We start from the raw sequence: 12,234 nt of genomic DNA, 5'->3' as shown, positions 1-12,234 counted from the left end.
GCGCCGTCCTTGGTGGCCAAAGGAGAGTGGGTCTCTCGCACCCACGTCATTCACCTCAATCCTCGGGGCGAAGGCCATTTTCCTTCACTCCCCCGTCAATCCGTAACCGAGCATCCACCGTTGCTGCTGGTTGAAACCCACTTGCTGGAGTTGGCCGAGCATGCCCAACAACCTTGATAGCCCCATACCCGTGCCGCACCTTGAGCAATCCCGCAAAGCTGGAGATGTTGAACCCTTTCCTAGCGGGAGGATCACCTATCTCGCGCCGTTGCCGCTTCCGACACCGTTGCCGCCTCATGGCCCTCATATCGGGGAGTTAAATGACGTGTACATGGACTTCGGGTTGGGATCACCTCAAGTGTTTATGTGGCAGATGACACTGGGTGGGCCATTCAGTGTCACCTTCTCAGTGATATTTCTGTTCCCGCTATTTACTGGATTTCTAGGAATTATTTTTGGCTATGGCTGGGAAGATATATGGGACTCAATGATCGGTATGTTTGATGAGGGCCGTGGGAATGCCCTCGTAGTCAGCCCCTTGATACTGCTCATCTGCCTCGGCGTCTGGCTCCACAACCACAACAAACGTGCCGAAATCGTCCCCACCCGCTTCAACCGTCAGCGCCGCGAAGTCTGCTTCATGCCCGAGGACGCCACCGAACCGCTCTTCGTCCCCTGGGAATCCCTGTCCGCCTGGGTCATCGAAGCCCAGGGCGCCACCCAGTACGGCATCCGTCGCCAGTACGGCATGGGCATCGGCTTCCAGCACGGCGAGACCCTGACCAGCGTCGAATTCCCCTGCGCCGGTCTGCCCTTGGCCATCAGTCACTGGGAAGCGATCCGCGGTTACATGGAATATGAAGTCAACGACCTCAAATCGATCCAGGACTTGCAAGAGCTGCAAGGCCCCGACGACCCGCCCCATGAAGGCCTGCACACCTTCCGCAACGCCCGGGCGCGCATGCACCAGCAAATTCGCGATGGCGAACGTGGTCGGGTATCCGGGTTTTTCTGGTACCTGTACCACGTCATGACCCTCTGGACCCTGCCCAACCACCTCACCGAATGGGAAATCCGCCGCATCAAGACCATGGGCCAACACGCCTTGCCCGAGGTGATGCGTCAGTGGTCCGAACCGCTGCCGAGGGAACAATGGGCCAAACCCAGTGCAGAACTGCTGCGCATGAGCCAACAGGTGCGCGAGCTACACAAACGCCAGCCACGGCGGCCGATTACCGAGATTTTTGCCGAAGTGTCTCGGGGCGACAGCACCGGTAAACGACGCGCATGAAGTGTCCTGACCGGACGAGCCGAGTCGTTCACACAGCCGTCATCGCGGGCAAGCCTTGCGCCTACAGGCGGCGCCGACCTATGGACACGCACGACAGGTGATTGAACAAGGCACGCTCGGTTTTTTGCCAGTAAACTCCCTCCCCTTTAGCCGCCATCATTTTCCCTGCGGCCATCACCTTATTTCCTACGGAGTTTGCCTTGCGTCTGTTCCACACCTCCGACTGGCACCTTGGGCAAAACCTGCATGGCCAGGAACGCGACTTTGAACACGGCTGTTTCCTCGATTGGCTGCTGCGTCAGCTGGCGCTCGAAAAGCCCGATGTGCTGCTGATCGCAGGCGATATCTTTGACACCGTCAATCCGCCAGTCAAAGCCCAGGAACGTCTCTACGACTTCATCGTCAGCGCACACGAGCAGCAGCCATCGCTGACCATCGTGATGATCGCCGGCAACCATGACTCCGGCTCGCGGATCGAATTGCCCGCGCCGTTGATGCGCCGTTTGCGCACTCATGCACTGGGTCGGGTGTTGTGGCTCGATGACGGGCAACTGGACGCCGAACGCTTGCTGATTCCGCTGCCCGATGCCTCGGGTGAAATCGCCGGCTGGTGCCTGGCGCTACCGTTTCTGCGCCCCGCCGAAGTGACCGGCGCGCACCTGGGTGACAACTACCTGCGCGGCATCGGCCAGGTGCATGAATGGCTGATCGAAGCCGCCAATGCCAAGCGCCAACCCGGTCAGGCATTGATCGCCATCAGCCACGCGCACATGGCCGGTGGGTCGGTGTCCGAGGACTCCGAGCGCAGCCTGATCATTGGCAACGCCGAAGCCCTGCCCGCCAGCCTGTTCGGGCCGAGTATCAGCTACGTTGCCCTTGGCCATTTGCACAAGCCGCAGAAGGTCAACGGCGAGGAGCGCATTCGCTACAGCGGCTCACCGATCCCGTTGTCGTTTTCCGAAATCGGCTATCAGCATCAGATTCTCGACATCACGCTCGACGGCGAGACGCTGCTCAGCGTCGAACCCCGGTTGATCCCCCGCGCGGTCAACCTGCAGCGCCTGGGCCCTGCTCCGCTCAGTGAAATCCTGACGCAGCTCGCGGATTTGCCGAACATCGACCTATTGGCCGATCTCCAGCGCCAACCGTGGCTCGAAGTCCGCGTGCGCCTCGATGAACCGCAGCCGGACTTGCGCCAACAAATCGAAACCGCGCTGCAAGGCAAAGCCGTGCGGCTGGTGCGAATCGCTGCCGAATACGCCGGCAATGGCGGTCGAGACGGCGCGGATGACACGGGTCAGCTGGTCGAACTGGACCAGCTCACGCCACAGGAATTATTCAGCCGTGCCTGGCTCGATAACTACGGCAGCGCCGTCGACGAACAGACACTCCAGGACTTTGCGGTGCTGCTGCAAGACGTTCAGCAGGAGAGCGAACAGCCATGAAAATCCTCGCGATCCGCCTGAAAAACCTCGCCTCGCTGGCGGGCCCCTTTGAAATCGACTTCACCGCCGAACCCCTGGCCAGTTCCGGCCTGTTTGCGATTACCGGGCCGACCGGCGCCGGCAAAAGCACCTTGCTCGATGCGTTGTGCCTGGCGCTGTTTGGCGCAGTGCCGCGCCTCAACAACACCGGACGCGACGCCAAGGTACCGGATGCAGACGGCGAGATCGCCACCGGCGACCCGCGCACCCTGCTGCGCCGTGGCACCGGTGACGGCTATGCCGAGGTCGACTTTGTCGGCATCGACGGTCGTCGCTACCGTGCACGCTGGGAGGCCAATCGCGCCCGTGAAAAAGCCAACGGCAAGCTGCAAGCCAGCCGTCAAAGCCTGCGCGACCTCGACACCGATCAACTGCTGGCCAGCCAGAAAGGCGAATACAAGACTCAACTGGAAGCCGTGCTGGGCCTGAACTTCGAACAGTTCACCCGCGCGGTGATGCTCGCTCAAAGCGAGTTCAGCGCTTTTCTCAAGGCCGATGACAACGACCGCAGCGAACTGCTGGAAAAGCTCACCGACACCGCGCTCTACACGCGCCTGGGCAAGCGTGCTTTCGATAAAAGCAAGGAAACCCGCGAAGCCCACAAGTTGCTGCAAGATCAGGCCACTGGCGTAACGCCCCTTGAACCCGAGGCCCGCGCCGAACTCGATCAGCGCTTCAACGACGCTCAGCAACAACTCAAAAACCAGCAAGCACAGCTCAAGCAACTTGAACTCCAGAACACCTGGCTCAAAGAACTGCAGCAGTTGCAGGACCAGCAACAGGCCGCCGCCGAGCAATTGCAACAGGCTCAACAGTCGTGGGACGCCCAGACTGGCGAACGGCTGAACCTGGCGCGCCTGGAACAACTGGCGCCGCAGCGGCATCAGTTTGCCCGGCAAACCGAGCTGAGCGCGCAACTGAGCCCGTTGGCCGCGCTGATTCAGCAACACGCTCAACAACAGAACGAGTTGCAAACCCGTCAGGTTCAACTAGAACACAGCCTGGAATCCGCAAAAACCGCGCTGACCCAAGCCCAAAGCCAGCACAGCAACAACGCCCCACTGCTGCGTCAGGCCTTCGAAGAACAGAGCAACCTGGCGCGCCTGACCCAGACCATCAACGCCTCAGCCGAACTCAAGCACAACGCCGAACTGGCCAGCTCCGAAGGCCAGCAAGCCATCGCGCAAATGCTCGAACAGCAACAACGGGTTGCCGAACGCCTGGCGACGATTGCGACGCAGCTGGAACTGAGCCTCCAACTGGCTCCCGTCAGTGACGCCTGGAACGCTTACCGCGAACGCTTGCAGCAACTGATGCTGGTCGGTAATCGCCTGAAAAAGGGTCAGGCCGAACTGCTCCAAATGGAACAACGGGCGGCGGACACCGCCGCCCAGTTCAGCGCGCAACGGCAAAGCCTGGAGCTGCTCTACAGCGAAGCCGGCGCTGAACCTGCAGCTGTTGCCGAACAGATTCAGATCCTCGGCAGCCTGCTGCAAGACAACCGCAAGCAGCAGCGCGCCATCGAAGAGCTCGCGCGATTGTGGGCTCGTCAGCAGGAGCTGGACACGCGCACGCAGGACCTGCAACAGCGCCTGCAAACCGTCCAGACAGAACGTGAACGCCTGACCCGCGAAGGCGTCCAGGCCAAGGCCGAACTGACTGTTGCCGAGCAAACCCTGACAGTCACTCGGGAACTGCTGGAGCGTCAGCGCCTGGCGCGCAGTGCCAGCGTCGAAGAGTTGCGCGGGCAGTTGCAGGACGATCAACCGTGCCCGGTCTGCGGCAGCGTCGAGCATCCTTATCATCAGCCAGAAGCATTGCTGCAAAGCCTCGGCCGGCACGATGAAAGCGAACAGGCCAATGCACAAAAAGCCGTTGACCTGCTCAAGGAAAAACTCGCAGACCTGCGCACCGAAGTCGGCGGGCTGATTGCCCAGCAAAAAGAACTGCTGCAACAACAGGAACAGCTGGCAACCCAGCAGCAGAGCCTGACACCGAGCCTTGAAGCGCATCCACTGGCCGCCCAGTTGCTGACCCAGGAAACCGCCAAACGCGACGCCTGGCTGAATCAGCAAAGTGCTCAGCTGAATCAGAGCATTGCCCAGGACGAACAGCGACAAAGCGCCCTGCTCACCTTGCAGCAAGACGCCGCACGTCTTCAGCAACAACTGCAAGCCGCCGACCAGGCCAGCCAACAGGCTGCCCAGCAACTGGCGATCCAGCAGCGCGAGTTGAGCAATGACAGCCAGCGCCTTGAAGAAGAACTCGCAGCGTTCAGCGCCCTGCTGCCGGCGGCGACCCTTGACGGTTTGCGCAACGAGCCCGCTGCGACCTTCATGCAACTCGATCAGCAGGTCGCCCAGCGGCTGGAACAGCTGGAATTGCAACGCGAAGAACTCAGCGAACAACAACAGCGTCAGCAAACCCTCGAGAAAGAACAAGACCGGCAACTGACACGCGTGCAGCAATTGCAAGCCGCACAGCTGCAATTCAGCGCACTCGCCGAGCAGCAACACGCCGCCCAACAAAAACTCGCCGAACTGCTGGGCGAGCAGCCGAGCGCCGAGCAGTGGCAGCAGCAACTGGATCAGGCCGTCGAACAGGCTCGACAGGCCGAAGCGATGGCCAATCAAGAGCTGCAAGAAGTCCGCAGCCAGCAGATTCAACTGGCCGCCGAGCTCAGGGCGGAGCAACAACGCCAGCACGCGCTGGAAGCCGAAAGTCATGAGCTGAGCGGCAAGATTGCCGAATGGCGAGCCCTTCATCCGGAACTCGACGATGGCGGCCTGGAGCAGTTACTGGCGTTCAGCGACGAGCAGGTCAGCCAGTTGCGCCAACAGCTACAGCTCGGCGAAAAAGCCATCGAGCAAGCCAAGGTGCTAGTGCATGAACGCGAACAGCGCCTGCACATCCATCAGGCGCAGCACAACGGCAACCTCGATGCCGAACAACTGGCCACAGCCCTTGGCGAGCTGCAAAACCAGTTCGGGATCAGCGAACAGCTCTGCGCCGAACTACGTGCGCAACAAGCCGAGGATCAACGCCGTCAGGACGCCAATCAGGCGCTGGCACAACGCATTGGCGATGCCTACAACGAGTGGCAGCGCTGGGCACGGCTGAATGCCTTGATCGGCTCGGCCACCGGAGACACTTTCCGCAAGATCGCCCAGGCCTACAACCTCGATTTGCTGGTGCATCACGCCAACGCCCAGTTGCGCCAACTGGTGCGCCGCTACCGGCTCAAGCGCGGCGGCAGCATGCTCGGCTTGCTGGTGATGGACACGGAGATGGGCGACGAACTGCGCTCGGTGCATTCGCTGTCGGGCGGCGAAACCTTCCTGGTGTCGCTGGCACTGGCGCTGGGCCTGGCCTCAATGGCGTCGAGCACGCTGAAAATCGAATCGCTGTTCATCGATGAAGGCTTCGGCAGCCTCGATCCCGAGTCACTGCAATTGGCGATGGACGCCCTCGATGGCCTGCAAGCGCAGGGGCGCAAGGTCGGCGTAATCTCCCACGTACAGGAAATGCACGAGCGAATCCCGGTGCAGATCCAGGTTCATCGCCAAGGCAATGGCCTGAGCACGCTGGAGGTCAAATGAGCACGCCGACGCTCTACTCCTTCCGCCGCTGCCCCTATGCCATGCGCGCACGCATGGCGCTGCGTTACAGTTCAGTGGCGGTGGACATTGTCGAGGTCAGCCTGAAAGCCAAACCGCCGCAGATGCTCGCGTTGTCGAGCAAAGGCACCGTGCCGGTGCTCAGCCTTGACGGTCGGGTGATCGAGGAAAGCCTGGAGATCATGCAGTGGGTGCTGGAACAGAACGACCCGCAGGATTGGTTGCTCAAGGACGATCCTGCAGCGCAGCAACGTGGCGCGGCGCTGATCGAAGCAAACGATCAGACGTTCAAGCTGCACCTCAATCGCTACAAATACGCTGAACGCTACCCGGAACACCCCATGGAGCATTACCGCGCGGAAGGCGAAGTGTTTTTGCGCGAACTGGATGAGTTGCTGCAACAGCGAGTGTATCTGGTGGCCGATCATCTGAGCCTGGCGGATATCGCCCTGGCACCGTTCATACGCCAGTTCGCACATGTCGACCGCGAGTGGTTTGCGCAGACGCCGTATCGGCATCTTCAGGCCTGGTTGCAGGGGATTCTTGAGTCAGCGTTGTTCGCCGCCATCATGGCCAAACAACCAACCTGACTTCCTACGCCAACGCGCTGCACATTTTAAGCGCCGAGCAATCAACCTCAAACGGCCCCAGAACCACTGCTTTGGGTTTGGCTGGCGGATTACCCGCCAACAATCCCAGCGCCTTGGCGGTCTGGATGTTGTGGGCGATGTTGTGATTGCACTCGATGGCCCGTGCCAGCGAGCCCGCCGAGCCTTGGCCGATGCCGAGCAGTGAAGATCCATTGGTCAGGAATGCCAGGAAGGCGACGACCATCAGTTTGCGCCCTTTCATACCCCCACGGCTCCCGCGACATCGGAATGCTCAGCGCTGGCGTGCTGCACGTGCTCAAACTGGATGGCGGGATAAGCGACCTGAATCGGTGCTTGCGTGATGCGCTGCGACTGGGCCGAAAGACTGACCACCAGAACCATCGCCACGTATAAACCAATGGCGACGTACGCGCCGTGTTTGGCAGAAGAAAGGATTGTGCTGGCCATGGGATTCTCCGTGGGCATGTTTCAGTGCCCACAGGATCAATCAAACAACCGGCCATGAATAGCGACCTTTATGCATAGTAGCTATCAGTTTAATTGATCGAAAATCCGACGATTTTCAGTCCTGCAACACGCTCATCAAACGCTCGCGTGCGGCTTCAGGCTCGCCGTCAACCGGGCGGGCAGCCGAGAGAATCGGGGTGGAGTAGAGAAACAGCAGCACCACAGCCAGACGCATCGCCATGTCATCGATCCTTGGGAAAGATTGAGTCAATAAATTAGCGTCAAATTTAAACACATGGCCATGTGATATTACACGAGATATTTGTGCTGATTGAGGTGCGGAGTCGCAAATGCTTTATGCAGGAGCGACATCACACTGGTCTTTCCAGCGAAAGGATCGCTGATCGGATCAAGTGACTTCGCTCCTGCATAAAGTCGGCAGGGCTTGAATCTCAGTGTTGGATCTTGTGATCCAGCGCGGCATAGAAGTTGGCGCTTTGTTGCAGGTATTTCTGGGTGTAGCTGTGGGTGCCGGATTTTTTCGAGCTGATCTCAGTGTTGGCACTGGCTGGCAGAGCAACGCTGGCGGAGATGGCGGATGCGGCAATCACGGAGAAGAGATTGAAGTTCATGGCGGTAACCCTCGTAGATTCAGTTGGCTTGCTTGCCTGTTCAGGCCGTGAAGCAAACTTACGCCCGAGGGTTGGCGCTCTTGAAATCTTTTGTAGCAGTAGCGGATATCACTCAGATTAATAGAACCACGCAGGCCCCGGCACACGGGGCCTGCGGCTTATTGACGCAGGAAGAACTTGATGTCGCTGGGTGAGTCGAACGGCAGTTTTTGAACGGTTTTGCCCAGCAGACCGGTCTTCACATCACGCGCAATGATAACGATCTGGTTGCTCTTCTGGTTGGCGACCAGCACGAACTTGCCGCTCGGGTCGAGGCTGAACTCACGCGGGTGATCACCCTCCACCGGACGGCGCTGAAGCTCCTTGAGCTCACCACTGGCCGGATCGATGGCGAACACCAGCAACTCGTTAGTGGTGCCCCGGTTGCTGACGTAGAGGAATTTGCCATCCGACGAGGCATGCAGCGCAGCAGCGGCTTTCTGCGCCGCAGGTTTGCCGGCAGCCAGGTCGACCATTTGCCGTTGGGTCAGTTTGCCGGCCTGATAATCGAACACCGCGACTTGCGCGCTCATTTCCAGGGTCAGGTACGCGTGCTTGCCGTCGGCACTGAACAGCAAATGCCGCGGCCCGCTGCCGGGCGGCAACTGAACCGAGGCTGGTGTGGCTGCGGTCAGCGGTCGCTCTGGATTGGCCTTGGGGTCATAGCGATAGACAAAGACCTTGTCGGCGCCCAGGTCATTGGCAAACACGTACTGACCGTCCGGCGAGGACACTGTCGAATGCACGTGCGCCGACATCTGCCGCTCGGGATTGACCCGACTCGGCTGATGGCTGCTCAGTTGCACCGGCGGCGCCAGCTTGCCATCGGTGCTCACCGGCAATGCCGCCAGGTTGCCACCCGGGTCTTCGGCCACCGAGTAATTACTGACAAACAGGTACTTGCCATCAGCGCTCAGGCTGGAATGGGTCGGCTCGTTGCCCAGGCTCTGCACCTGATTGATCAGGCTCAGCGCATGGGTGTTCGGCTCGACGGCGAAACTGCTGACGCGCCCTACCGGGTCGGCTTGCCCCGGACCATTCTCGTTGACCACAAACAGTCGACGCTGATCGCTGGACAAGGTCAGCCACGACGGGTTGGCACTCTTGACCACCTGCAACGGCGTCGCGTCGAGTTGACCGCTCTGGCTATCGAATTTGAGTCGGTAGATCCCCTGGCTCTGGCCTTGGGTGTAGGTGCCGACCAGCAACTGGAAGCTCTCGGCGGATGCGCTGGAAAGGCCCATCGCCCCGACACTGCCGGCCATCAGCAGCGGCCAGAGTTTACGCATCTTCATTGGTTTCGTCTTCGTCGTCGCTACCGCCGAACGCGTCCAGGCAGACCAGACGATGCTCGCCGGAATCACCGATGATCAACCAGCTCTGCAGACCTTGATCGAAGGTCGCAGCCTCAACCTGAGCCGGGGTGAATTCCCAATGTTTGGCCGCTCGGCCGTCCATGCATTCGATGTGCAAATTGTCGTCTTCGTCGAGAGCGAATTCGAAGGCGTGCAAGCCGTCGATTTCGACCATGGCGCAGTGTTCAAGGGCGTTGAGAAGGGTTTCGGCAGTCATGGCAATCATGTCTTTCAGGGGAAAACAGCAATAATAGCGCATTGTTACCGCAAACCCTGTGGGAGCGAGCAGGCTCGCACACAGGGGGCGGTGTGAAATCCGAGAAATAAAAAAGCCGCAGCCCGAAGGTTGCGGCTTTGTTATTTTCAACCTCGATCAGTGAGCGAACAACGAGTTGCCCTTCTGTCCCGCGAGCTTCTCAGGCTTGATCAGGAAACGCGCCAGGGCCGGCAACAGCCACAGTGCACCGAACATGTTCCAGAGCAGCATGAAGGTCAGCATCAGGCCCATGTCGGCCTGGAACTTGATCGCCGAGAAGATCCAGGTGCACACGCCAATGGCCAGGCACAGACCGGTGAACAGCACCGCTTTACCGGTGGACTTGAGCGTCTGGTAGTACGCCTCTTGCAGCGGCAAGCCAGCACGCAGGAAGCTTTCGAGGCGGCTGTAAATGTAGATGCCGTAGTCCACGCCAATCCCCACCCCAAGCGCCACCACCGGCAAGGTCGCGACTTTCACGCCGATGCCCATGAACGCCATCAGCGCGTTACCGAGCACCGAGGTCAGCACCAGCGGCAACACGATGCACAAGGTCGCCGCCCAGGAACGGAAGGTGATCATGCACATGGTGGCCACGCAGATGTACACCAGCACCAGGATGGTCAGTTCCGATTCCTTGATCACCTCGTTGGTAGCCGCCTCGATCCCGGCGTTACCGGCAGCCAGAATGAACTCCAGGCCGTCCTTGTTGTTTTCCTTGGCGAAGTCCTGCACCGCATGCACCGCACGGTCGAGGGTTTCGGCCTTGTGGTCGTTGAGGAACACCAGCACCGGCGCCAGCGAACAACTGTTGTTGTACAGGCCGTCGGCGCGGGCGATGGAGTTGTTCAGCACATCCGGGTTACGCGACAGGGTTTCCCACTTCAGGTTGCCCTCGTTCATGCCCTTGATCATCTGCTTGGAGACGGTCACCAGGGAAATCGCCGACTGCACGCCCTCGGTGTTCTGCATTTTCCACATCAGCTCATCGATTGGCGCCATGGCTTCGTAACGCGAACAGCCTTCCGCCTTGGTCTTGACCATCACTACCAGCACATCGGAGCTGGTGGAGTAGTTCTTGATGATGAAATTGTTGTCCTGGTTGTAGCGCGAGTCCGGACGCAGCTCCGGTGCACCTTGGTCGAGGTCGCCGATTTTCAGGTTCTGGCTGTACCAGAGGCCTCCACCGAAGGCGATCAGCGCCAGGAGAATAGAAACCGGGGCGACTTTCGAGCTGGCAAAATTCGACAGCAGACGCCAGAACCTATGCTCACGGATTGCATCTTTCTTGCTGCGTTCGACAGCGCGTTTGCTGATGCCGACGTAGGAAATCGCTACCGGCAGCAGGATCAGGTTGGTGAACACGATCACCGCCACGCCAATGGACGCGCCGATGGCCAGTTCACGAATCACCCCGATATCGATGATCAGCAAAGTAATGAAGCCCACCGCATCCGCGAGGATCGCAATCATCCCCGGCAGAAACAGCTGACGGAACGTGCGCCGGGCAGCAGTCAAGGCGTTGTCCGCATCGCTGGACTGCAAGGCAATCCCGTTGATCTTCTGTACGCCGTGGGAAATACCAATGGCGAAGATCAGGAACGGCACCAGCATCGAGTACGGGTCCAGACCAAAGCCGAACGCGTGCATCAACCCGAGTTGCCAGACCACCGCCACCAAGGTAGTGCTCAACACTGCCACAGTGCTGCGCAGGCAGTTGGTGAACCACAGCAACAGGATCAGGGTGATGACGAACGCCACGCCGAAGAACATGACCACCATGATCAGGCCATCAATCAGGTCACCGACCTTCTTGGCAAAACCGACGATGTGAATCTGTACGTTGGGGTTCTGTTTTTCGAACTTGTCGCGGATCTTGTCTTCAAGTTCGTGGGAGAACTTCTGGTAGTCCAGCGCCAGCAACTTGCCCTGGTCCTGCGGGTCCGGGTAGGACTCCAGCAGCGGGATATCAACGATGCTCGACTTGAAATCGTTGGCCACCAACCGACCGACCTGACCGGACTTGAGCACGTTGTTGCGCAACTGATCGAGGCTGTCGGCCGAGCCGTTGTAGCTCTGCGGGATGACTTCACCGCCGGCAAAACCCTCCTCGGTCACTTCGGTCCAGCGCACGCTCGGACTCCACAGCGACTTCAGGCCGGAACGGTCGACACCGGATATGTAGAACACCTCGTCGTTGATCTGGCGCAGGGTCTCCATGTACTCCCTGGAGAAGATGTCGCCATCGGTGGCTTCCACGGAAATACGCACGGTATTGCCAAGGTTGGCCAGGTCATTGCGGTGTTCAAGCATCTTCTCGATGAACGGATGCTTGAGCGGGATCATTTTTTCGAAGCTGGTAGACGGCCGGATCAGCGTCGCCTGCCAGAACAGGAAAATGCTGACCAGCAGGCAGATGACGATCACTGCCGGACGGTTGTTGAAAATCAGGCGCTCGAGAAACGTCGCCTTGTCCTGATGATGACTGCTCATGGATGTCAT

General features: G+C 59.6%; 11 protein-coding genes. 4 read left to right on the top strand and 7 right to left on the bottom strand.

The window, feature by feature from the left end; translation table 11 throughout:
- Positions 1-487 precede the first annotated feature (487 nt).
- The 4 genes from AO353_RS23685 to AO353_RS23670 all read left to right on the top strand — a co-directional run bounded on the left by AO353_RS23685 (position 488) and on the right by AO353_RS23670 (position 6,982).
- Positions 488-1,291, top strand: a complete 804-nt coding sequence (locus AO353_RS23685; RefSeq protein WP_237142920.1) for a hypothetical protein — start codon at positions 488-490, stop codon at positions 1,289-1,291.
- 200 nt (positions 1,292-1,491) lie between these two features.
- Positions 1,492-2,736 carry an exonuclease SbcCD subunit D C-terminal domain-containing protein gene (locus tag AO353_RS23680; protein ID WP_054597158.1) on the top strand — a complete coding sequence of 415 codons (1,245 nt, stop codon included), beginning with the start codon at positions 1,492-1,494 and terminating at the stop codon, positions 2,734-2,736.
- Positions 2,733-6,374 (top strand): AAA family ATPase, encoded by a 3,642-nt coding sequence (locus AO353_RS23675; protein WP_054597157.1) that lies wholly within the window; start codon positions 2,733-2,735, stop codon positions 6,372-6,374. Before AO353_RS23680 ends, AO353_RS23675 begins: the two co-directional genes overlap by 4 nt.
- A complete protein-coding gene (locus AO353_RS23670; RefSeq protein ID WP_054597156.1) occupies positions 6,371-6,982 on the top strand; it encodes a glutathione S-transferase in 612 nt (203 codons plus the stop codon). Before AO353_RS23675 ends, AO353_RS23670 begins: the two co-directional genes overlap by 4 nt.
- A gap of 4 nt (positions 6,983-6,986) precedes the next feature.
- Here the strand turns inward: AO353_RS23670 and AO353_RS23665 are convergent, their stop codons facing one another.
- From AO353_RS23665 to AO353_RS23640, 7 genes are all read right to left on the bottom strand, one after another.
- Positions 6,987-7,244 (bottom strand): hypothetical protein, encoded by a 258-nt coding sequence (locus AO353_RS23665; protein ID WP_054597155.1) that lies wholly within the window; start codon positions 7,242-7,244, stop codon positions 6,987-6,989.
- Positions 7,241-7,450 (bottom strand): hypothetical protein, encoded by a 210-nt coding sequence (locus tag AO353_RS23660; protein WP_054597154.1) that lies wholly within the window; start codon positions 7,448-7,450, stop codon positions 7,241-7,243. Before AO353_RS23660 ends, AO353_RS23665 begins: the two co-directional genes overlap by 4 nt.
- A gap of 115 nt (positions 7,451-7,565) precedes the next feature.
- The gene (locus AO353_RS31895; RefSeq protein WP_019690602.1) at positions 7,566-7,691 is read right to left on the bottom strand and encodes a hypothetical protein; all 126 of its coding nucleotides are present in this window, start codon (positions 7,689-7,691) and stop codon (positions 7,566-7,568) included.
- 211 nt (positions 7,692-7,902) lie between these two features.
- On the bottom strand, positions 7,903-8,082 hold the full coding sequence (locus AO353_RS23655) for a hypothetical protein (protein WP_054597153.1): 180 nt from the start codon (positions 8,080-8,082) through the stop codon (positions 7,903-7,905).
- Between the two features lie 158 nt (positions 8,083-8,240).
- Positions 8,241-9,416, bottom strand: a complete 1,176-nt coding sequence (locus tag AO353_RS23650) for a lactonase family protein (protein ID WP_054597152.1) — start codon at positions 9,414-9,416, stop codon at positions 8,241-8,243.
- The gene (locus AO353_RS23645; protein ID WP_054598318.1) at positions 9,403-9,693 is read right to left on the bottom strand and encodes a DUF5629 family protein; all 291 of its coding nucleotides are present in this window, start codon (positions 9,691-9,693) and stop codon (positions 9,403-9,405) included. Before AO353_RS23645 ends, AO353_RS23650 begins: the two co-directional genes overlap by 14 nt.
- A 156-nt stretch (positions 9,694-9,849) precedes the next feature.
- Positions 9,850-12,225, bottom strand: coding sequence for an efflux RND transporter permease subunit (locus AO353_RS23640; protein WP_054598317.1), 2,376 nt, complete (start codon positions 12,223-12,225; stop codon positions 9,850-9,852).
- Positions 12,226-12,234 lie beyond the last annotated feature (9 nt).

The sequence above is a fragment of the Pseudomonas fluorescens genome, assembly GCF_001307155.1.
Taxonomy (GTDB): domain Bacteria; phylum Pseudomonadota; class Gammaproteobacteria; order Pseudomonadales; family Pseudomonadaceae; genus Aquipseudomonas; species Aquipseudomonas helvetica.
Note: the sequence above shows the minus strand (reverse complement) of the source record. Positions and strands in the feature narration are given on the sequence as shown.

Bases quoted from the DNA above. Each gene is read 5' to 3' on its own strand.
- AO353_RS23685 (WP_237142920.1), top strand. From the start codon at position 488: ATGATCGGTATGTTTGATGAGGGCCGTGGGAATGCCCTCGTAGTCAGC.
- AO353_RS23675 (WP_054597157.1), top strand. From the start codon at position 2,733: ATGAAAATCCTCGCGATCCGCCTGAAAAACCTCGCCTCGCTGGCGGGC.
- AO353_RS23670 (WP_054597156.1), top strand. From the start codon at position 6,371: ATGAGCACGCCGACGCTCTACTCCTTCCGCCGCTGCCCCTATGCCATG.
- AO353_RS23665 (WP_054597155.1), bottom strand. From the start codon at position 7,244: ATGAAAGGGCGCAAACTGATGGTCGTCGCCTTCCTGGCATTCCTGACC.
- AO353_RS23660 (WP_054597154.1), bottom strand. From the start codon at position 7,450: ATGGCCAGCACAATCCTTTCTTCTGCCAAACACGGCGCGTACGTCGCC.
- AO353_RS31895 (WP_019690602.1), bottom strand. From the start codon at position 7,691: ATGGCGATGCGTCTGGCTGTGGTGCTGCTGTTTCTCTACTCCACCCCG.
- AO353_RS23655 (WP_054597153.1), bottom strand. From the start codon at position 8,082: ATGAACTTCAATCTCTTCTCCGTGATTGCCGCATCCGCCATCTCCGCC.
- AO353_RS23650 (WP_054597152.1), bottom strand. From the start codon at position 9,416: ATGAAGATGCGTAAACTCTGGCCGCTGCTGATGGCCGGCAGTGTCGGG.
- AO353_RS23645 (WP_054598318.1), bottom strand. From the start codon at position 9,693: ATGACTGCCGAAACCCTTCTCAACGCCCTTGAACACTGCGCCATGGTC.
- AO353_RS23640 (WP_054598317.1), bottom strand. From the start codon at position 12,225: ATGAGCAGTCATCATCAGGACAAGGCGACGTTTCTCGAGCGCCTGATT.